The organism is Bacillus sp. FJAT-28004 (assembly GCF_001280845.1).
Classification (GTDB): Bacteria; Bacillota; Bacilli; order Paenibacillales; family Paenibacillaceae; genus Pristimantibacillus.
In genome coordinates this window covers 347,490-370,377 of the sequence record NZ_LGHP01000003.1, presented here as the reverse complement: position 1 = coordinate 370,377, position 22,888 = coordinate 347,490, and the positions used below count along the sequence as shown (strand labels likewise).

The window sequence follows — 22,888 nt, the reverse complement described above, 5'->3', positions numbered from 1 at the left end:
CCTTGCGGAGCTAAGTCTCTCTTAAAAAACTAAAAAAATCATAATTGTGCCGGTATTTTATACGAAGTCTCTGCCTGTTCGGATTTTAAATATGATTCCTCCTCATAGCCGTTCGGATTTGAATTTTGCCACCGCCAGGAGTCCCTGCACATCTCTTCAATTCCCCTTGTCGCAGCCCAATTCAGTTCTTCATTCGCCTTAAGCGTATCCGCATAACAAATAGCAATATCGCCTGGTCTTCGATTAGAGATTGCATATGGAATGCTGCGCTCCGAAACCTTTTCAAATGCAGCGATCATTTCTAGCACGCTATAACCGCGTCCGGTACCAAGATTATATATATCCACGCCTGATTTATTCATGATTTTCTCTAATGCCCGCAAATGCCCGAGCGCAAGATCCACGACATGGATATAATCTCTTACGCCAGTGCCATCTAGAGTAGGATAATCGCTGCCAAAAACGTTTACCTGCTTGAGCTTGCCTACAGCTACCTGCGATATGTAAGGCATCAGATTATTCGGAATACCACTGGGATTCTCACCAATTCTACCACTTTTATGCGCGCCAATTGGGTTAAAGTAACGTAAAATGGATATCCCCCACCTCTCGTTCGAATGGGCTAAATCCTCCAAAATTTGCTCCATCATGAGCTTCGTCCTTCCGTAAGGATTCGTAGCTCCAAGTGGAGAGCCTTCTGCAATCGGTATCTGCTCAGGCGTGCCATATACGGTTGCCGAGGAACTGAATACAAGCTTATGTACTCCAAATTTCTTCATGACCTCACATAGTATTAAGGAACTTGTAATATTCGTATGATAATAAGACAACGGCAGTTGTACAGATTCGCCAACAGCCTTTAGACCTGCGAAGTGTATAACCGCATCAATCGGATGTCTAGCAAAAACACCCTCCAGCCCGTTTCGATCCAAAAGGTCCATTTTGTAAAACGTAAATGTTTTGTTCGTAATTTCCGCTACTCTTTCTAAAGAGATATGACTGCTGTTTGACAAATTATCGACGATAACTACCTCATACCCCGCATCAAGAAGCTCTACACATGTATGACTCCCGATATAACCGGCACCGCCTGTAATTAAGATCGCCATTCCATTAACTCCTCTCCAGATATTCATTATATGAAACGTTTTTATTCTTTATTAAGAACATTATATCAAATAAATTCCCTGCAGCGTAATTTATCTCCAGGGATGTATTATTTTTTTAAAAATTCATTTATTAAACGCTTCCTAAGTCCGTATTTTCTATCAGTCTTACATATGGAGCAGTACCGGCTACCGTGACTCCTCTGAATACAGACTTCGTTATGGTGACAGATTGATTTTGGCGCAGCCAATAGAAGTTCATTTTACTGTTGTCAAAGTAAGACTGAGAAATAAATGCTTTTTTTGCATTGTCTGCTTTTACAACGGAAGCATTTATAAATGTCGTTCCGGTTACCAGTGAATTTCCGTCCAACACAAGTCCCAGGTTGTGAAATAACCCATTCCGAAACGTAACCTGCCTCGTATACTGGGTATCATTTGAGCCAAGCTGAATATCGGTATTGCCTAAAAGAGGGGTCTTTGTTCTAAGAAATTCACTATCACTTATATGGCAACCTTCAAATTTAGCGGTACCTTCGATTAGGGTGAGTCCATCTACTATGTTCGGGCGACCAGCATAATCTTGAGGAACCAGCACGGACACATCATAATTTTTAACGGTTACATTTTTAATAACAGCACCTGCAGCCAAAATATTAAAGTTTGGTGTCAGCGCATTATCCGAACGCCAATCTCGCTCCACGGTAATATGATCTAGATAGCACCTGCCGTAATTGTACCTTCCAATATTGAATCCCAGCACCCCAGCATCGCTAATAATTAACGGCGCACCTCCCAGAGACTCTGAAACCTGAAAACCAAGCGAAGAAACATTTACGGTGTAATACAATTTATCTGCACTGATTCCAGTCGGAATCTTACCGATCCATTGCTCAAACGATACTTTGGCACCGTTGCCCATTCCATGCGCCGTTTTAAACGTAAAGGTACCAGAAGAAACATTTACAGCAGGTGATCCAAAATAGCCATACACGCTTGAACCATAGACCGAGCCATTTTTCACCTGACAATTTTGAACGACTGCTCCTCTTACATCTAAAAGCTTTAAATTCCCATTCTGGAAAACAGCTCCATTGACAAAGTTATCTCCTTGAACCCATAGCTCGCACCCATTGAATGTATTATTCGTAAATTTCACGTTCGGGAAATTTGGGTTTGAGCTCACTCCTCCGACATTGGTTCCTTCAAAGGTATTTCCATCTAATACGATATGAGTACCGTCAGAATTAACAAAATGACCTCTTACGTTTTTATAAATATAATTATCCGATATATAAATTCGGTAGTTTAGCTCCAATCCATTTGGACGTTCTTCTGTTTTATAAGGAATATTTGTTTCACCATACATGGATTCGATATCAATACCAAACATTGGAGGCGTACCGTTTCTGAAATTCATTGTTACCCCATCATCATCATAGCCAATATGATGAATTTTGTTTCTGTAAATATGAGTGTCGTTTGAAGCACAGATCGAAATCCCTTGCCGTCTGCAATGATGAATATGACAATCATGAATAAGGACATCCTGCCCCATCTGCTCTTGCGTGTATGATGCTGGATCTATCTGGTACTTCTCCCACCCCGTTAAGATTCCATCCCCAATGCAATCTAATATTTCGATTTTGCTTATTTCTATATAATTTGAGCCAAATGATCCAATTCCGTACCCGTTTTCATGAGTATAAAATGAATTATCGACCTTAGCCCTAATATCAGCAATTTGATTGTCTGTTAGAGGGGCTGCAAGCGATATCGCAAATATCATTTTATTATTTTTACCTAAGTCATTCTCTTCATTAAGAAACCATCCTCTTCCTGCTGAGCTAGCAGGTGCGAAGATACCATTCGTCCGAGAACCTGCAAGTGTTTCTTTTGATATAGTGTCTTTATATTGATAGAACTGATAAGAAGTCGCACTCACGCCCGGTATACTCCAGAGCCTAAAATTTGCAAGAAGTCCTGGATTGGCATAACGGTCAATAACTTCGCTGCGAATCCAGTTGGGATTATTGTTTGGCGTACCGTCAGCGTTCACACCGCCTCTGACAAACTTTATAAAAACCTCGTATACATGCTCTTTCTTGTCTCCAATTAGCTTGCCACCAGTTATTTTGGCGTGGCTAATCCCTCTCATTTCAATGATAGAATAATTTGGAGATGAATTGCCCTCTAGCTTGATCACACATCCTTGATCAAGCTCTAAATGAATACCGCTCCGCATATGGATTGCGACTAGAGAACTTGGATCAATCCTGACATTATAGGAACCCTTTGGTAGAATAATATGGACATAACCTAGAGATTTAGCCCAATTAATAGCATCATTGATTCCTTTTGTCGTCTCCGCTGCATTCATACCTGTATTGCTGATATTAAAACGATCTAGTTCTATTCGGTAAGACCCTTGTTGATTCATAGCCGTCACCTTCCTTTTACTCTCATCGTATGTAGCTTGTCAGTAAAAGGTTACTTATTTCCACCCGTTTCCAGTCTATGATTGCGCTTAAATGCCTTCCCGAAAATTGTACCTCCAGGTAACTTGTTTAATAGGTTTCGAATAATACCGAGCAAATATTTGAATTGTTCCGTTCTCTGGAACACACCAATATAGATTACGTTTACTAGTACGAGACAGATGATCCCTTTGAGTACTAACCATAATAAATTGCCTGAAGGCAGAAAATGATTAACAAAGCCTACAATTCCACAGGTTACTATTCCAATTACGGTATAAAGCATGTAACTGATGAAATAATGTCGAACAGGCTGAAGGAACACTTTTCGGTAAACAAGCATGGGAGTATACCAAAAAGGAACCACTAATGCGCTAACCAATGTTCCTATGAATATGCCTGCAATGCCCATATATTGCACTAAAACCAGTGATATCCCAAGATTAATTACAGCCTGACCTAATGGAGCAAAACGATCTTCGTGAAAAATTCCAGCAGTCGTTTTCACCGCGCTTAAGGAGTTGCGCATACCTCTTTCATAGAATGATATGACCAGAATAAGCAGCACAGCATTCGTCATTTTAAACTCTGAACCTATCCAAATATCTATCAAAGGCTCAATTAATAAATAAAGACCAATCGATAATAGAGAATATAACCAAAAGTTAAGAAGATACGTAACCTTAAATATGCGATAGACAGCCTCAGGACTTTCCTTGGCCACTAAATTCCCTAAGCTGTGATACATATTGGCAAATACCTGGTTAAGGAATGTTCGGCATATATCAATAAGCATTTTATAATTGGAATACAAGCCTACGGCCGCTATGCTTACAAATGAAGAAATAAGAATACTGTCCACTCCAAAAATAAAATAATTTCCGACATTTTGAAGAATTATTGCTTTCATATTCTTTATAAAATTAGCTTTGACTTCGGGATCCAGCTTGCTGTTTATCTTCTGTTTCAGGTAAGGATAAAGCCTATCTGCAATAATGGCTAAAATAATCGATGTCATAACGGAAAGCGCGCTCTCTACAGCAAGATATAAAAGGTAATTTTCTGTGTAATGCAGAATTGCGATCTTCATGCAGGTGGAGATAATGGCGGAGATTGAAAATACAGCTGTTATTATGTAATTTTTTTGGCTTACATTTAGAAAAGATTGTTTGGAAACAAATAAATAGGGAGCAGCTGTATTAATAAGAAATAGAATGTATATTAAATTGAGGTTTTCAACACTGGTTTCCTTGATGAATAAATCCAAAAAAGGCATAAGAACTAACCCTAGCAGCAGCACCACTCCTGCTATGACATAATAAGCTTTTTTGTATAGCTCCATTAGAGCCATTATTTTAGGCCGATCATTATCGGCGACAGGCTTATATAGATTATAGATAATGCTTGAACCAATTCCGGCCTCAGCCAACGTGAGCATAGCAAGTATGCTAGTGAATAATCCATTAATACCTAAGTATTCCATTCCTAAGCTGTTGATAAAGACAGTCCTTGAAATAAAACTTAAAATCGTTATAATGAGTTGATTACCAAGACCCACAGTAATATTCAGTATAGAGCTTTTTACTCGCATGCTAATCTCCTATCTATATAGAATGAGCTTAAGAATTTCTCTTGAGGTGCCTTGCGTAACTTCAGAGAAGGTTTGAACTTCCGACTGCTACTGTATTCAGATTTCTTTTATTATTCCGCCCTTCTCGGTAAAAATCCAAAGACAAATGCGGTCGCATTCGCTCCTCTAGTTCCAAAACTCCCCTTTATCCCTTTTACCCTTATGTTCGTTTCTATTCTTCAAGATGGGATATTATTTATATAAATGAAAATGGCTTTTCTTACTCGTCATAACCAAAATCAGAATCTAGTTCTTTTTTTATTAATTCAATCTGATCCTTTGTCTTATAAGGCCAATATGTATCATAAACAGGCTTTTCATTCAAAAAAACTCTATGTTTTTCAATATAATCCTTAGTATTCCCAATAATTTTAGCAGGATTTCCAGCAACAATAGAATTATCGGGTATATCCCTCGTAACAATAGAACCTGCTGCAACAATTACATCATTTCCTATTCGCACATTGCACAGTATTAAGCTGTTATAACCTATAAATACTCTATGTCCGATCTTGACCCTTCCAATCTTTGATTTTCCAAAGTGTAATTTAGTGCTGGCATCATGTGCTAGTATCGTGCTATTCGTTATCGTAACATCATCTCCAATTTCAACTAACCAACAATGCCCGTAGTCGATATGGCTATTAAAAAAATTAAAATTTTTCCCATAAATTAATCCTCTTTCTTTTAATATCTCCAGCTCAGTTTTTGGATTCAATTTGTTTTTTATTCGAACTGATAAAGAATTTATAATTCTTTTTATCATCTAATTATCACCTTCCTATTGCTTTGTGTTGAAATTCGCTATTCGAATGCAAAAACCTTGAGTGAAAGGAAGGATATTAAATAACATTGAATATACGCCTATATCCTTTGTATCTCCTTGTGAAAAATCAACCGCACCGCTTCTTCTTGTTACCTTCATAAGATATTGGACAGCCCGCTCTGCTCCTTCTGAGCATTCCTCTGCAAGCTCTTCTATCTGAGAAGCTTGAAGCAAAAACCAGCCTAAAGTAGCTGTCGTAGACGAATCAGCCCTAGTCTCATTTCGTGTAACCGTCCAATTCCAATTCCCTTCTGGTCTTTGAAATACTAAGACAGCCTGTGCGAATTTCTTCATAAACTGCTCTAGCTTCGGCTTCAAATAATGCCCGTCTGGCAATTCTCGCCAAGCATCGCTAAGACCGATTGCCAGCCAACCCAATCCACGACCCCAGCCAAATAATCCTAATGGCAATGCATTTTCCATATGATAGGCATGGCTAGGTATATAATGGTCATCGAGCATACCGTATGTTTCATATTGTTCCAATTGCTTGGCTGCTAACTGTACGCATTCCTGTTTGTTATATTTTATTCCATACGCAACCAAAAACGGACATATAAAGCCTATCGTATCGACATATCGGTAATTTTTCATATACTTTCGATATTGAACGGTACCATCCTCTCCGATATGTGATTGAATAAGCTCCCAGATGCTGTCAAGCGCTGGCTTATATTTCTCAATGTCTATCCGTTCAAGCTTCATGACTCCGTAGGCAAGAATAGCTGAATCGATATAAACAGGCAATTCTCTCCATTGCCCCTGTGCATCAAACTTTGTTTTTAGAAAGTGTTTGATTTGGTTTTCCATGTCTTTACTACCTTCATTTTTCAAACACTCGGACAATCCTAGTAACAAAGATGCTTCCTGCCAGTGCTGTATGACACTCTTAGAATAGTTACCTTTCAGCATGTCGATTGCCACCAGCCTCATATTGTCTGTTACTTTGATTTTGGGTGTATGATTAAGCCAATTAACGCCGATATGCGTAATCGATTGATTCCATTTTTGTTTGTCTCTATATCTCCCTATATGTATTCTACTGAGCCAATCCTTACTGATTGGCATAATATCAATGGAAATAATAATGATGACAACTCCCATAAAAATAGCAGCAAAAACTTCTAACATTTTATTCGCTCCTCCATGAACACTTAAATCAGTGCATATAACTTTTCAATTTCCGATTCGGTTCCAAAATGTTCATTAGAAAGCTGCTGCACAAAATAATCTCTAAGAGCTTCATCCTCTATCAACTGCTTAATTCCTTCGAATATCGCTGTTGCATTCATTTGAACAATCAACCCATTTTGGTTATGTACGATTTGATCCTTTGCCGTACTAAAATCAGTAATAATAATCGGCTTATTCAAGATCTTTGCCTCGTCAATTGCTATGGATTTCCCTTCGAACCGTGATGGTTGAACATAAATATCCGCCTCATGAATATAAGGATACGGGTTTTCTTTCATTCCAATTAAATGGAAATTTCCACTGAGCTTATACAGTTCGATTAGCTTCTCCAGCTTACTCCTTTCTTCTCCTTCACCTATTACATACCAATTTACGTCGTACCCTTCTTCCACTAAAGTTGCACATGCTTCTATTGCTAGTTCAAATCCTTTCTGGTAATTCAAACGGCCGATCGAAACAATAGTAGTACCCTTATTCTGAATTAGTTCTGCTTTCTCTTTTGACATTTTATGAATCATTGAAGGTGATACAATATTATGAATGACGCTAACCTTTTGTTTGTACTGCGGAAAACGTTGCTTTAATACCTCCCCACACCTGTCTGAAACGGTTATAAGATGATCCAATTGTTCAAAGTAGGGAGCATCAAGATTAGGATCCATCTCAAGCTTGTCATAATCATTATGAATAAATCCAAGCTTTTTAGCTGCATTCACCTTTTCAATGCTGAAATAAACCGGATTTTTTTCAAGAAACCCTATAACCGCATCATACCTTTTATCAAGCGCCGGAAAAGCTAAAGATAAATATTTCCAAACTTTTTGCTCGCGTATAGCTGGATTCTTCTCTGTATGAAAGATGTATCCCGCTCTCAGTCTAGCGTAAGCCAATTTTATACTTCCCTCTTTTAAGCACTGAATGATCGCTGATTTTATAGACATATCAAAGTAGTTATAGTGATGAACCTCATGAAGCACTGTCACCTCATTTGGAATTTGACTATAAAATATCCCCTCATGCTTGAACAAATACAGATCTACTTCAAATCTTGAATAATCAATGGTTTGAAAAATGGAAATCAGCGCTTTCTCTGCACCGCCGCAATTTAAATTACTGAGTACAAACAGTATTTTTTTTTTCATATTCTGCCACCTATGCAAGGAGTTGATATAGCTTGATTATTTCCTCTTCTGTCCCTAGCTTTTGCTTCGATAGTTGCTCTACCATCATTTGGCTTAAATTTTGATCAGTTATCAACTTCTCGATACCTGAGGCGACAGCTTCAGCGTTCATGTCTACAATAAGTCCATCTATCCCATCGTTTATTTGATCTTTTGCAGTATTAAAACACGTAACAACGATTGGCTTATTCAAAATTTTGGCTTCATCAATCGCAATTGATTTACCTTCAAATTTAGAGGTCTGCACATAAATATTGGCTTGTTTAATATAAGTGTAAGGATTGGTCTTTAGGCCTAAAAGCTTAAAATGATTAGCTAGTCCATTCTCAGCTATTAGACTTAACAACCCTTCTCTTTCTTTTCCTTCACCTATTATGTTCCATTGGACCCTAAAGCCACGTTCAACTAAAATCTTACAGGCTTCTATGGCCATTTCAAAGCCCTTCTCATGATTAAGCCTTCCGATGGATAAGATGACTACCTCATTACCGTTTCGTTCATATACATCCTTTTTCTCTTGGTCCGCCATTCTTTCAATAATAGAAGGAGAAACAATATTGTAAATGACATTAATCTTAGCTTCTTGCTCGGGGAATCTTCTTTTCAGAATATTCGAGCATTCCTCGGATACGGTTACGATATGATCCAACTTTTCAAAATAACTAAGATCAAATTTAGGATTCATTCCTAATTTGTCATAATCCGTATGGATCCAGCCGATTTTCTTAAGGGCATGAACCTTTTCTACACAAAAGTAGATGGATGTTTTTTCAAGAAAACCTATTGCTACATCATACTGTTTACTTAATCGCGGTAAGGATTTAGATAAATATTTCCAACTATACTGTTCTCCTAACGAATCATGCCTTACAATTCTATTCTTGACGCTGAACATGATTCTGCTTAAAGCGAGCAATAGATTTCCCCTACGTAAAAATTGTTGAACGGAAGCTGGGAGTTTTAGCACGAAGATATCAAATACGTCTGGCAATGGCAATAAATGAACCCGTTTAGGCAACAAATCCATAAATAATCCTTCATGATTCAGTAAAAACAAGTCCACATCATATTGGGTATAGTCGATCTGGCTTAACAAATTCACCAAACTTTTTTCTCCACCGCCCGAAGTTAGACTAGGAATAACGAAAAGTAATTTTTTTTTCATTCCGTCCTCCTAGGCCAACTCTTTAATATAATCAACTGCTCTATAAGACATTTTTTTTATGTCAGGAATGGATTGCTTGAGCAGCTTGATTAAAGCATCCTCTTCATTAATCATTTCAGTAAATTTCTCTATTAATCGTTTGCTATCTGATATTTCCTCAATACTCAAAACCAGCTTCTCTTCGCCAAAGATATCTTTCGCAATTCCTTTTGACTTAACGCTATAACCAAGCACCATGGTTGGCACAGAATTAGAGTAGGCCGCAATTGTCGCATGTGTACGTGCACCTATAAAAAATCGCATTCTGGCAATAAAGCCCTTGTATTGTATGGCTGTAAGGTTATCCGGCAATAGAATCACCCTGCCTGTATGCTTATGTCTCTCGTAGTAACTGCTTAATACCTCGTAATCATTATTACCGTTTATGATGACATGAGGAGTTAATGCAATCGTCATATCCGTTTTGCTTAAAATATGCAGAATCAATTCATCGACCGCAGCTTGAGATTGCTTATTCCGTTTCCACACCAAGGGACTAAAGTTAAGCCCGATCGTATTGCCTTCCTGCCATCCCTTAGGAAGCTCCAGTTCTTCCTTTTCCATCGTAAATGCCGGATCTGCGCAAAGCTTTACATTAGTAAGACCTTTGCTAAGAAGCATGTGATAGGTAAGTGATTCACGGGACAGAATCAGATCGAAAAGCTTAAGATCCTCCAGCTTTCTCTCGGTCATATCCTCTTCTCCAATAGAACATCCCCATAACACAAGCTTTTTCCCCTGTGCTTTAACACGCCTGTCTATTTCGTACCAACCAGGCTGCTCCCCATAGCAATAATTATCCCCGCCTATGGATAAACAAACGTCCATATCCTTAATATTTTTAATAATATTATGATGAATTTTTCCAAGTGCGAATGATTCGTCCTGGAATAGCTTTACTTTCATTGAGGATAAAAACCAATCAAAGGAGTATTTTTTTATGGTTAATGTTGAACCGTCATAGACGCCATCTAGTTTAGCGATGATTTTATCGCTTTCAGGCTGTGCTGACGCCAAATATACTTTTGCTCCATCAATCTTCTCTTTTAATATTGCCGTTGATGACCGAACGATTGCTTCGCAACCGCGATTTTGACTGCCTTCATGTGCAAACATCAAGATTCTCAAAGAAATGTCCTCCAATATGTTTAATTTCTAAACCGACTGTATGCCGTCATACAATATAGCCCCATCCAAGACCTTATGCTTATAAAATAAAGCATTAATCTTTGATAACGATTAAGTGTAAGCTCCATTTCCTTCTTATAGAGCGGAAGTGCAGCTTTAACTTCCTGGCATTCGATCATTGTACGTATGTATTTAATTTGTTTACTGACGCTCAAGCTATTTGTCGGTTTCAAATAAATATGGACATATGCGATTACGCTATGGATTAACTTGATTGCTTTTAAATGGATAATCATTTCTTCTTCTAATAAATCCTTATAATAGGCCGGAGGCTCCGTGCGATAAACTTCCAAGGCTCGGTGAAAATAATCTTTTCGAATAATATCCCTGGTTGCACTTCCACTTGTCTCACGATAGTGGTACCCCGTATAATCAATATATTTCAAGCTTGCTGCACGGCTGAATGCTTCCATATTGAAAAGCCCATCTTCGCCTAAGACTACATTTCTCGGAAATCTGATACCCGAATGCATAACAAGAGATTTACGGTACAGCTTGTTGCACGCCGTATTTAATTCGTCTGATTTAAGAAAGAACGGCAATACTGCCTGCGCAATGAAATCGTCATTGAGCAAAGCATTCACAGGAAACGGATACTTTGTTAGAACGTAATTGCCTTCAATTTCACTTTCAAAATTTGATAGAACAATATCACATTCATCTTTATTCGCCGCATCATAGAGTCGTTTATACATATCCGCTTCAATAAAGTCATCTGCGTCAACAAATCCAATGTATGCTCCCGAAGCAGCCTCCAATCCCTTGTTTCGAGCCATGCTTACGCCTTGGTTGGACTGCTGCAGCAAAATAATTCTTGAGTCTAATTGTCTGTACCTTTCAATAATAGAAGTGCTGCGATCCGTGGATCCGTCATTCACAAATATAAATTCGCATTCTCGGATCGTCTGGCTAAGCAAGGATTCAATACATAGTGCAATATAAGGCTCAGCATTGAATACAGGCACAATGACACTAACCTTTATATTCAATTTCGTAACTCCTCTCTAGTGCAATCAGCTCATACAACTTTTCGAGCTCATTACTATTGCTATAATCGGAGTTTTTACAATGAGTCGCCAGTCGTTCTCTCAGCTCGTGATCCTTGTATAGTCTCTCAATCCCATCGGCTACGCCTTTAACGGATAACTCTGTAATAAATCCATCCGTCATATGATCAACCTGACTTGGAGCCGTCGAATAATTGGTAATCACGATGGGTTTTCCCAATATTTTCGCTTCGGTAACGGTAACTGCCTTTCCCTCGTATCTAGATGGTTGAACATATAAGTCACATAAGCTTATATAAGGATATGGATTGGTTTGCTTACCCAATAAAATAAATTTCCCAGCCAGCTGATTTTGCTCAATTAGAGTTTTAAGCTTCTCTTCATCTCCGCCATAACCAACGATATACCATACGAGATCGTCGTACCCTTGCTCTACCAACTGCTTAAACGCCTTTATGGCATTGTCGAAGCCTTTCGCATGGCTTAATCTGCCTACTGAGAGCAGCTTGAAACGCGAATCATGAAGCATAGGATTATTGTCTATAAGCTCGCAGGCCATACTTTGAATAAAAATGGGAGACACGATATTTTCCATAATTACAACCTTTCCCCTTAGCACTTCGTAACGCTCAAGGAAAGAATCGCGGCAAGCTTCGGAAACGGCAACAATGTAATCAAACTTATTCCACATTTTCAAATCCAGCTTATGATCTGCGGAAATCGTTGAATAATCGGTATGAATCCATGCAATCTTCTTTTTAGCGGAAACCTTTTCAGCGACAAAGTCATGCGGCCATAGGTAGCTGATTGCAACATCATATTCATTTTTTAAAGCGGGCAGAAACGGCTTTGCGTACTTCCAAACCAGCTGCATTTGAATATAACCGGCTTCTTGAACTCCGTTCATTTTGCTTAAAACAGAAGAATGAAATTTCGCTACTAGGCGAGAAGCTCCGATAGGAAGCTGCTTATCTCTCAATGTTTCAAGAATAGACTTTCTGAAGGAAGTGTATTGCGGTATTTCCCGAAGCAAATTCACTTTGTCCGTCAAAAGACTCATAAAGTCACCTTTATGCCGATACAGCATCAAATCGATGTTATATTCGATAAAATTGAACTCATCCAGCATACTCGCCAGGCTTCTCTCAACCCCGCCGACCTCCATATCGTAAGAGGCTATCAATACTTTTTTCATTTTGCACTCCTAGTCAATTATAGGTTTCGTTATCTTTAAACGTTTTTCGAAGCTTTCTCCACCCCCATATGAATGGTCGAAGCGGAAAATAGAGAAAGTGCAGCGGTTTTGGAAGCGGCAGCGTCTTCGCATCTTCTGGATATGGATAAAGAAAGCTTGCGATAAACATAACCTTTTGTCTAAAGGTCAATAGACCAAATAAATACTTTCTATGATAGCGGTCGACTTCTTCCGATATAGGAGGACTATGAAGATTTATCATTCTATGTACGTAGAACATGGCATCCTCCGCCGACCATTCTGCTCTTCTATCGTTTAGTATCGGCTTCATTTCCTCACGCAAAGGAACTGCGAACAGTTTCGCTAATAATAGTAATGCCTGACCGCCGATATGTGTAAACTGATGCTTTCGAAGAAGAACAATCAGCTTGGGCCAATCTAACTTTTGATCCGACAGCTGCTTAATATCAAGTAACCAACGAAGTCTTGACCAGCCGTGACGAGCGCCATGAGAGACCAAAAACATAAATAAGTCTTCTCTCCCCAAATAATAGATAGGTCGTGTGATTAACGAGCTTTGTCTTCTTCTCTCCCATAGATCATCAAATCTCGGTTCCTTCGCCGGAGCAGGATTGAGTCTCCAATGAACCTCGACTTTGATTCCCTTTTCAGGGTGTATAAATGAAGTATGATGATGACGCCATTTCCAGTCGTTCAGTACGGAGACAATATATTCATCCTTTTCATACCCGCAAGAGAGGAGAAGGCTTTCCGTTCGCTCTAAGTCTTTCAGCGGAATAAGCAGATCCAAATCGCATGAAGTCCGAAGGGATACGTCACCGTAAAGATCTGCAGCAATGACTGGCCCCTTTAAAAACAAGGATCTTATACCGTTGTCAGAAAATAATTTAGCAATCTGCTCCATCTCGCCGCTTAAAGCAAGCATTTGCAGCGTATTCCGATAATAGTCGCGATGGAACATTTGGGATACAAACGTAGGAATCCCAATCGTTTTTAATTTTTGCATCTTGTGATTGAGCGAAGGAAAGACTCTATGGTGTCTCGCTAATTCAATAAACCGGTCCCAATCCGCGTGATGAATGAGTTCCTGTAAATCAAATGTGATCTCAGTCTTGTTATCCATGGCAAGAATGGAGAGCATTAGTCTCAATTCGTCAGATAAGTCTTCCTTATGGAGAGTGACATCGTTATTCATGAATATCTCCTTCATGCTAATTAGCCAATAACGAACAAATTATTTATTTTGTTCTATAAAACGAACACAAGTACAGGTTAACACCATACCTAATATCTGTCAATCATCATTCCATTTGTTCGCTATTCTTTTAGAAAAAAAGGATTCGATCTGCTAGAATGAATAAGTAATGTGAAACGTTGTTACGAATAAGGAGGGTTTAATCCTATGAAAAAAATAATCGTATACGGAGCCGGAGGCCATGCAAAGGCTGTTATAGATACAATTGAAAAAGCCGGTTTGTATCAAATCGCAGGCATCCTTGATGGTTATATGCCAATCGGCTCAACCTTTTACGGCTATGATATTTTAGGCGATGAAAGCTGGCTTACAGCCAATCTTTCAACCGTCAGCAGCGGCATAGTAGCCATTGGAGATAATTGGACCCGTGCATCTGTCGTCGCAAAAATGATAGAAGCACATCCTCATTTTACTTTTATCACTGCTATTCACCCAACTGCTTCTATCGCTAAGGGCGCACATATCGGCGTCGGAACAGTCATCATGGCAGGATGCGTCATTAATAGCGATACTCAGATCGGCGAGCACTGCATCATGTATACCCAATCTTCTGCTGATCATGACTCTAAGCTAGGCAGCTTCGTTACCTTTGCCCCAAAAGCCTGTACGGGAGGCAACGTAAGTTTTGGAGATTATTCCGTTCTATCTTTAGGTGCAAATGTTATTCATGGCAAAAAGATCGGCGAACACACTGTAATCGGTGCCGGCTCTACCGTTTTAACCGATATCCCTGCCTATACCATTTCTTACGGGACTCCAGCCAGAGTTGTACGATTAAGAGAACAAGGCGAGCGTTACCTTTAATTGACTTCCTAGGCCGATTGCGCGCTCTTTACTGCCGCTTTCTCGAACACATCGTTTATACAGTCCACGACTCTTACCTGATCAACAATGGTCATACTCGAACCCGAGGGCAAACAAATTCCGCTTTGAAATAAACGCTCACAAACGGATACATCGCTGGTGTGGGCATAGAAACGAGTACCTTCAAACAGCGGTTGCAAATGCAATGGCTTCCAAAGCGGGCGGGCTTCAATATTGGAGGCCGCCATCGCATCCAGCAGCTCCGTTATCGTTGTGTTCGTTTCGTTCTTGTCCATAACGAGCGTCGTCAACCAACGATTCGATCTGGTATTCTGTAGCTCAGGCATAAAATGAATACCAGGCCGAGCCGAGAATGCCCGTACATAGTTGTCATATACCGCCCTCCTAGCTGCAACCCGTTCGTCCAAGACCTCCAGCTGGGCTCTACCAACACCGGCTAAAATATTGCTCAATCGGTAATTAAAGCCCATACTGCTGTGCTGATAATGCGGAGCCGCATCCCTTGCCTGCGTTGCAAGAAAGCGTGCTTTGTTTAGAAGCTCCACATCGTCGGAAACGATCATGCCGCCGCCCGAGGTCGTAATGATTTTATTCCCGTTAAAAGAATAAATACCGAACTTCCCGAAGGAACCGCTCTGCTTTCCATTGTACGTGGACCCCAGCGATTCAGCAGCATCCTCGACTAAGGGAACCTCGTATTGCTCACACAAAGCAACGAGCTCATCCATCTTAGAAACCTGACCATACAGATGTACAACAATTACCGCTTTAGGGAGCTTTCCTTGGTGGTCGGCTTCCTCAAAAGCTCTTTGAAGTGCAATAGGCGACATATTCCACGTGTCCGGTTCAGAATCAATAAACACAGGCTCTGCACCGCAATAACGAATGGGATTGGCACTTGCTACGAATGTGAAGCTTGAGCAAAATACCGTATCCCCTGTGCCTACTCCAAGCAATTGCAAGGAAAGATGTATGGCAGCCGTACCGGAACTGACAGCAACCGCATCTGCAGTTCCCGTGTATGCTGCAATTTGTTTCTCAAAAGCATTTATATTGGGGCCTAACGGCGCGATCCAATTCGATTCAAAGGCATCATTAATATAACTGCGCTCCTTCCCGCTCATATGCGGAGGGGATAAATAAATTCTTTTCATATCACTTTCTGACAATTTGCCACACATCCTCTTCAAATATAATAAGCCACTCCTCAAGCAAATCTAATGCTTGAAAAATGGCTTTATCCCTCGCTATTGGTCGTCGTTCCTTGGAATACAGGCATCGTCACGTGATTGCCATTAGATACCCCTTCGGATTTCAGCACCTTTTTTACAGTCAGGAGCAATATTTTAATATCCAATAAGAGGCTTTGATTTTCTACATACCAAACATCATGCTCGAATCGGGATTCCCATGAAACTGCGTTCCGGCCGTGAATCTGTGCCCAACCCGTTATGCCGGGACGGACGAGATGGCGCTTCGCCTGCTGTTCATTATAAAGCGGTAAATACTCCATAAGCAGCGGCCGCGGTCCAATTAAGCTTAGCTCGCCCTTGATTACATTAATGAGCTGAAGAAGCTCATCAAGGCTGAACTTCCGCATTAGGCTTCCAAAAGCGGTCAGTCTCAAATGATCGGGCAGCAGCTTGCCCATACTGTCTCTCTCCGAGGTCATTGTGCGAAATTTATACATATAAAATGGAACACCATGCAAGCCTGGACGCTGCTGCTTGAATAAAATAGGCGACCCTAGCTTTAATCGAACTAAAATTGCGGTTACTGCAATAACGGGCGATAGTACAATCAATAACAAGCTGGAAATGGCCAGATCAAACATTCGTTTTATCATCCGTATGGGCTCCTGTAATTCATTTAACTGCATTTAGTTTGGAGATAGCAGCTTTCTTATTTTAGAAATGACAGTCGGGCCGACGACTCTGCTTGCAATTCTTTTCAGTTTACTATTCACTCGAACATGTAGAGGTAGCCATGATTTGGCAAAATGGTGAATGGTAAAACTATTTACTGTTATGTAATTCCCGCCGTTAATGTAGTCATATGGACTAAAGAAGGCTCTTGGATAAAAGGTCACGCCATTCGCCAATACCTGGTATTCTCCATTCAAAATCAGTCCGTGCTTCTTGCATAGATCCGTAATGACTGTCGTATTTGTAGTCAGGTCGTAAATGCCATCAGGCTGTAAGAAACTTCTGCTATCGTAATTTTCAAGCAGCTCCCTCATCCATGAATGCCCTTTAACCGCTCCCATTGTAGCCGACTGAAGATAGGTTTGATCCTCAAAACCGGAAAAAGCCTCATGATGCAAAAACGAATCAAGCGGCTTTAGTACTTCGACATCGGTATCCAAATAAATGCCTCCGTGATGATATAACGCGTGCAAACGTACATAATCACTAACAAAAGCAAATTTTCCGGCCAAATAAGCCTCTTTAACATAACGCTTTGAGTAGATGTCAAAATTATCCTCGTTCCATTCTATAATGGTATATTCGCTTAAATGCCTTTTCCAGCTATCCATGCATTTTTGAATCTTATTTGATTTTTCTCCGCGCCCAAACCAACAATAATGCAATATGCGAGGAATTTGATCGGTTGTACCCACAACTTCACCTCCCTTAGAGTGGCCAAACTAAATATTTACTTAAATATTGAATATCTAAAATAATGAAATTTTCATAAAAGAAATAAATTAAGTAGAAAGCTATCACAGTCAAATAAACAAACTTCTGATCTTTCTCACGAAATAGTTTAACGATCCATCCAAACAATAAAAGCTGATATAAACTGAAATAGATACTGAGACGTGCAAATATCCAGTTTTGTGTAGATATGATCATTAGCACTACTCCAAGAATAGAAAGATTGACTACTATATCACCATGTGGAAATATCTTTCTAAGATTCACCCTGCCAAAAAAGGCGATTACAACGGGAATTGCACTAATTATAACTCGTAAGTAATTAGCGCCGCCCTCTTGAAAGCTTTCATAATGCCCATACTGGGTATCCTTAATTGCAGAAAATAAGAGTTCTGAAAATTGATTGAAGCCCACCACGATAAGAACAGCCAGTGCAAGGAAAGTAAATGTCATCCCTGTCCATGCTTTCCTTCTCACGATAAAATAAATAGGGATCATAACGAGCGCGCTCTGATGAAAAACGGAAGCAAACAATACAACCGCTAAATACCTCTTCCAGCAACCTTCAAAAATATATTTGGTTGCAGCAAATACAACAGCTGCTGCCAAAAATTGTCTTATACCATTCATCGATACAATGAATGCTCCTGTTGTTATGTATAAATACATACTTAATTCGTAGAGTCTTGCATATTTAAACATCACGCCTGCAACAAGTAAATTCGTTGCTAATGCTGTCGTGAATATCAAAATTTGCGGGTCGTCTGATATCTGCTTCAGAAGCATTTGCAATATGTTGAATCCAATATCCTTTCCATGAATGATTGTCCCCCATGTAAAATCATCAATGAGATAGCTATGTTTATAAAAAAATGTATCACCGATGTTATCTCTAAGTCCTGAGACGATGACGAGGGACGAAGCTGCGAGAATTGCCAAAAACTTATTCGGGCTAATGAATAAAGGACCTTTTACTGTTGCAACAGAAAAATATCTGGCCATCCATGCCGTTATTGAAACAAGAACTAACGTAAACCAGAGGATCGTCATTTCTCTGTTCCTTTCTATTATTAATTCGATTGCTTCATTAAGGTAGGCCTACTCGTATTCTGTATATAGAGATAAAGCATGATTCCCATCGGAATAGCGAGAAGCGTTGTGAACTTGCGAGGAGATTCCAATAAAAACCTCCCATTCCTTAACATCATGCTGCTTGAGACATAATGAGTAGCCTCCCGAAGTCTATCTTTATAAGTAGGCGAATATGCCATAGCGGTTTTCCGAAAAAATGCGAAACCCTGCGGGTTCTTTCGGTATTGATTAATAATGTTTAAGCTTGAGCCATCAGCCAAATACTCAACAAAACAAAGCACATGATTCATGATGAGGAGCGGCTGTTCCTGATCGATCAGAACGTATTTATAGGACAACGGACAATATTTTTCTCCTGGAAATAGTGGGTAAGGCGCCACCTTTTGGGCCAGTTCAGTTCGATAGACAATTTTTTTATCGCCTTTAACATTATGCTTTACATATAGATCTGTGAATGGAGAGTCCTTCATATCACTTGGTAATAAAGTCCCAATGACGTCTCCATTATGGTAGGCATCTAAACCAATAATTCCAGCGTAGCGATTACTGCCTTCCTGCCTCCAGAAGGTCGTAATTTTTTCAACTGCATCATCCGCCAAATAATCATCCGAATCTATGCAGACATTAAGCTCCGTCTCAATATGTTCGTAAGCTGTGTTGTGTGCACCATGCATTCCTTGATTTTCTTGGTAAACATAACGAATTGGTATTTCCGCTTCATTTATCCAACTCTGTACCAATTCACTTGTATTGTCCGTTGAACCATCATCAACAATAAGCCACATAAAATCTTTGCACTTCTGCCTCTTCAAACTTTCATAGCAAAGGTGGAGTGTATAGGCCCGATTGTATGCAGGAGTAAATACAGTCAACATGGGCTTTAAACTTTCACTAACCGTTTTCCGTTCCAAGTTTTATTCCCCCTGTATTCTTTTTCCGTATCCAATTCATACCTAATAACATGAAATAGATGGCTGAAGAGAGTTTTAGCTTTGCACATAAAAAAAACGTCTTCCAAATAAATGGACAATAGTCCAATTGAAATCGCCTGAGCGAATAGCTTGTATTCTCATTGTTTAACAATTTTTTGATTAAGCGTAATCTTTCTCTCATGGATAAATTCGCTTGATGATTCATTATATTTAATCCTTGCCCTAGTACGTTCATACTAACTCGGTTGGTTAGCGCTAGTCCATAATCATTACTCAGACTTTTTTCTATCAAAAAACTTTGCATTGCAGCATATAGCTTTTCAAATTTCTCAACTAAAAACGGGTTGTACTGGGATGTAATGGAGGCGTCATTCGTGCGCCAATAATGATAAAAAGGACGATTAAGAAATACAAAAGACTTAGCATAATAAAAGACATGAATATTGAAGAGAGTATCCTCGTTGCTGCCTATAATGCTTAGATCTTTAAACTTCGCCTCATTCTCTTTCAGCAACGAAGCACGATAAAGCTTCGACCATACCGTCCCCCAAGCATCCAAAAACTCGGGATTCGCAACCTCTTCCTTTAATGGACCGACAAGCCGCCTAAGCATATGAGTTTGTACTTCATCCATAAGATACAATTGCTTATCAGGCATATTGAATCGTTTTTCCTTCGAGTGTGTCCCGAACTCTCGGATATATGTGCACATTACAATATCAACGTTTTCTTCCAATGCGCACTCGTACATTTCTTCATACATACTTACATTTACCCAATCATCCGGATCAACGAAGCCGATATACTCCCCATTTGCTGCCAGCACACCATCATTTCTGGCAGCTGACACACCTTCATTTTCCTTATTAATAACAATGATTCGTGAATCCCGCATTGTATATTCCTGAAGAATCTTTAGGCTGGCATCCGTAGAGCCATCGTTCACCGCAATAATCTCAATATCCGTTAAACTTTGTCCAAGCAAGCTTTTAAAGCATCTATCTAAGTAATCTTCCATATTATATATAGGCACTATGATACTGACTTTGGGATTCATTTTGTTCCCCCAACATAAAGGACTTGTAAATTTCTTTTAGCTCTTGCTTCACCTGAAGCAAACCATATTTCTGCACCATTTGCAGGCTTAACGTCCCCATCCGCTGCCTAAGCTCAAGCGATTCACTCAGCTTCCTTAATCGGTCAGCAAATAATTCCATATCGTCCGGCTCAAGAACATATCCGTTCTCGCCATCCATAACGAGCTCCGAATGTCCTCGATTCCGCGTTGCGACAATGGGCAGCCCGCAGGCCATTGCCTCCATTAAGTTGACCGGCAGCCCCTCACGCAAGCTGGATGCTACTGCAACGTCGCACATGGGCAGCAGCCGATCGATATCTGTCCGATAACCAAGAAAATGCACCATCGAACCAATACCTAACCGTTCTGCCAGCGCCTGGCTTTCCTCTAGCAGAGGGCCTTTTCCAGCAAGAAGAAGCCTCGCATGAGGCACTGCTTCTTTGATAGCGGCCAATGCGTGAATGAGCAGTTGGTGGTTTTTGTTTTTGTTAAATTCAGCGGCATAAAACATAAGGAAATCATCCGTGCGATAATCGTGCTCCTGACGCAGTCGCCATTTATCAATCTTTTGCAAAGGCTTGAAATGAGCCGTATTTACGCCAACGCCATGAACATGGGTGATCTGCTTTGCTTTGAATTCCTTGTTAACCGCAAGCTGATAATCCTCTTCATTGATCGTAATTAAACAGTCAGTTATGCTGGAAAGTCTCTTCTCGATTGGATAATAAAGCATCCAGTTCAGGAGCGAGCCTCCCTTGCAGAAATGGAAACCGTGTGCCGTATAAATGACCTTAGTTCCTTGTTTTCTAGCCGATTGTGCCGCAAGCCTCGCAAGCACGCCGCCCATTGGCGTATGACAATGAATGATACTATAATCCTGCTGCTTAATGATTGACTTCAGCTCTCGGTACGCTTTGACATTGTTAGAATGAATGGGTGAGCGCTCAATGGATATATTAAACTTCCGGTCAACAAAAGGGAGCTCCAGCTCGCCCTTCGCGGCGATATGGACCTCCCACCCTTGCTGCTTAAACCATTCCAGAACAGGCATATGAAATGACTTAAAATGATAATCAACCGTTGCGCAAAATAATATTTTATTTGGCATGCGTCTACCATCCTATACTAGAATTATTTTCTAGCAGATTCTTTTTCAACCATTTGAGATAAATAGTTTAATAGCTCATAACGCAAATCCTCGCGCTGAAGAGCAAATTCAATCGTTGTCTGAATAAAGCCCATTTTCTCACCAACATCATGACGCTTGCCTTCAAATTCATAGGCGTACACAGCTTCCATTAGGTTTAAGGCAGCTATCGCATCTGTCAGCTGTATTTCTCCGCCCGCTCCAGGTTTCTGATTGCCTAAAATGTCGAAAATAGCAGGGTTCAAAATGTACCTTCCCATAATCGCCATATTCGATGGCGCTAACTCTTTGGATGGCTTCTCAACCAAATGTCTAATACGGTGGAAAGAATCCTCCATAAGCGTGCCATCTACGATTCCGTAACGAGAAACAGCTTCATCCGCTACACGCTGTACGCCGATAATGGAAGTGTGATACTCTTCGTATTTTTCAATCATCTGCTTAATACAAGGCTTCTCCGCTGAGATAATATCATCGCCAAGTAATACAGCAAACGGCTCGTCGCCAATAAACTTGCGAGCACACCATATCGCATGCCCAAGCCCTTTTGGTTCCTTCTGGCGAATATAATGAATGTCCACCATATCAGCTGATTTGCGCACTTCACTTAATAAATCGTATTTATGTTTGGCGGTCAAAATTTGCTCTAGTTCAAGCGAATTGTCAAAATGATCTTCGATTGCCCGTTTTCCTTTACCCGTCACAATAATAATGTCCTCGATGCCTGATTCAATCGCTTCTTCCACAATGTATTGAATAGTCGGCTTATCGACGATGGGTAGCATTTCTTTTGGCATCGCTTTTGTTGCCGGAAGAAACCTAGTACCTAGACCGGCAGCTGGTATAATTGCTTTTCTAACCTTCATAACCTTA

General features: G+C 40.1%; 20 protein-coding genes. 1 reads left to right on the top strand and 19 read right to left on the bottom strand.

Annotation, left to right across the window (positions count from 1 at the left end; translation table 11 throughout):
• Positions 1-38: 38 nt before the first annotated feature.
• From galE to AC787_RS29405, 11 genes are all read right to left on the bottom strand, one after another.
• Positions 39-1,109, bottom strand: a complete 1,071-nt coding sequence (gene galE / locus AC787_RS29455; protein WP_054028524.1) for a UDP-glucose 4-epimerase GalE — start codon at positions 1,107-1,109, stop codon at positions 39-41.
• 130 nt (positions 1,110-1,239) lie between these two features.
• Entirely contained in the window at positions 1,240-3,546 is a 2,307-nt protein-coding gene (locus tag AC787_RS29450) for a right-handed parallel beta-helix repeat-containing protein (protein ID WP_054028523.1), read from the bottom strand.
• A gap of 50 nt (positions 3,547-3,596) precedes the next feature.
• Complete coding sequence (locus tag AC787_RS29445; protein ID WP_054028522.1) at positions 3,597-5,174, bottom strand: oligosaccharide flippase family protein; 1,578 nt, start codon at positions 5,172-5,174, stop codon at positions 3,597-3,599.
• Positions 5,175-5,433: 259 nt separating this feature from the next.
• A complete protein-coding gene (locus AC787_RS29440; RefSeq protein ID WP_054028521.1) occupies positions 5,434-5,979 on the bottom strand; it encodes an acyltransferase in 546 nt (181 codons plus the stop codon).
• A 15-nt stretch (positions 5,980-5,994) separates the two neighbouring features.
• Positions 5,995-7,170, bottom strand: a complete 1,176-nt coding sequence (locus AC787_RS29435; RefSeq protein WP_054028520.1) for a glycoside hydrolase family 88 protein — start codon at positions 7,168-7,170, stop codon at positions 5,995-5,997.
• Positions 7,171-7,193: 23 nt separating this feature from the next.
• Entirely contained in the window at positions 7,194-8,375 is a 1,182-nt protein-coding gene (locus AC787_RS29430) for a glycosyltransferase (RefSeq protein ID WP_054028519.1), read from the bottom strand.
• Positions 8,376-8,385: 10 nt separating this feature from the next.
• Positions 8,386-9,579 (bottom strand): glycosyltransferase, encoded by a 1,194-nt coding sequence (locus AC787_RS29425; RefSeq protein ID WP_054028518.1) that lies wholly within the window; start codon positions 9,577-9,579, stop codon positions 8,386-8,388.
• Between the two features lie 9 nt (positions 9,580-9,588).
• Positions 9,589-10,746 (bottom strand): polysaccharide pyruvyl transferase family protein, encoded by a 1,158-nt coding sequence (locus AC787_RS29420; protein WP_054028517.1) that lies wholly within the window; start codon positions 10,744-10,746, stop codon positions 9,589-9,591.
• Between the two features lie 20 nt (positions 10,747-10,766).
• Positions 10,767-11,795: a glycosyltransferase gene (locus AC787_RS29415; RefSeq protein WP_054028516.1), complete on the bottom strand. Its 1,029-nt coding sequence runs from the start codon at positions 11,793-11,795 to the stop codon at positions 10,767-10,769.
• Positions 11,779-13,008: a glycosyltransferase gene (locus AC787_RS29410; RefSeq protein WP_054028515.1), complete on the bottom strand. Its 1,230-nt coding sequence runs from the start codon at positions 13,006-13,008 to the stop codon at positions 11,779-11,781. Before AC787_RS29410 ends, AC787_RS29415 begins: the two co-directional genes overlap by 17 nt.
• 13 nt (positions 13,009-13,021) lie before the next feature.
• On the bottom strand, positions 13,022-14,224 hold the full coding sequence (locus tag AC787_RS29405; protein WP_054028514.1) for a nucleotidyltransferase family protein: 1,203 nt from the start codon (positions 14,222-14,224) through the stop codon (positions 13,022-13,024).
• Positions 14,225-14,431: 207 nt separating this feature from the next.
• On the opposite strand from AC787_RS29405, the gene AC787_RS29400 reads away from it, so the two are divergent.
• Positions 14,432-15,088 carry an acetyltransferase gene (locus AC787_RS29400; RefSeq protein WP_054028513.1) on the top strand — a complete coding sequence of 219 codons (657 nt, stop codon included), beginning with the start codon at positions 14,432-14,434 and terminating at the stop codon, positions 15,086-15,088.
• Between the two features lie 8 nt (positions 15,089-15,096).
• On the opposite strand, the gene AC787_RS29395 is transcribed toward AC787_RS29400, so the two are convergent.
• The 8 genes from AC787_RS29395 to galU all read right to left on the bottom strand — a co-directional run bounded on the left by AC787_RS29395 (position 15,097) and on the right by galU (position 22,881).
• Positions 15,097-16,263 carry an aminotransferase class I/II-fold pyridoxal phosphate-dependent enzyme gene (locus tag AC787_RS29395; RefSeq protein WP_152970810.1) on the bottom strand — a complete coding sequence of 389 codons (1,167 nt, stop codon included), beginning with the start codon at positions 16,261-16,263 and terminating at the stop codon, positions 15,097-15,099.
• An 83-nt stretch (positions 16,264-16,346) separates the two neighbouring features.
• Entirely contained in the window at positions 16,347-16,952 is a 606-nt protein-coding gene (locus AC787_RS29390; RefSeq protein WP_054028650.1) for a sugar transferase, read from the bottom strand.
• 36 nt (positions 16,953-16,988) lie between these two features.
• Complete coding sequence (locus tag AC787_RS29385; RefSeq protein ID WP_054028511.1) at positions 16,989-17,729, bottom strand: glycosyltransferase family 32 protein; 741 nt, start codon at positions 17,727-17,729, stop codon at positions 16,989-16,991.
• A gap of 13 nt (positions 17,730-17,742) precedes the next feature.
• Complete coding sequence (locus AC787_RS29380) at positions 17,743-18,816, bottom strand: EpsG family protein (RefSeq protein WP_054028510.1); 1,074 nt, start codon at positions 18,814-18,816, stop codon at positions 17,743-17,745.
• A 20-nt stretch (positions 18,817-18,836) separates the two neighbouring features.
• Entirely contained in the window at positions 18,837-19,733 is an 897-nt protein-coding gene (locus AC787_RS29375) for a glycosyltransferase family 2 protein (RefSeq protein WP_054028649.1), read from the bottom strand.
• 16 nt (positions 19,734-19,749) lie between these two features.
• Entirely contained in the window at positions 19,750-20,847 is a 1,098-nt protein-coding gene (locus tag AC787_RS29370) for a glycosyltransferase family 2 protein (protein ID WP_054028509.1), read from the bottom strand.
• Entirely contained in the window at positions 20,810-21,976 is a 1,167-nt protein-coding gene (locus AC787_RS29365; RefSeq protein WP_054028508.1) for a glycosyltransferase family 4 protein, read from the bottom strand. Before AC787_RS29365 ends, AC787_RS29370 begins: the two co-directional genes overlap by 38 nt.
• Before the next feature lie 23 nt (positions 21,977-21,999).
• A complete protein-coding gene (gene galU, locus AC787_RS29360; protein WP_054028507.1) occupies positions 22,000-22,881 on the bottom strand; it encodes a UTP--glucose-1-phosphate uridylyltransferase GalU in 882 nt (293 codons plus the stop codon).
• Positions 22,882-22,888: the final 7 nt, after the last annotated feature.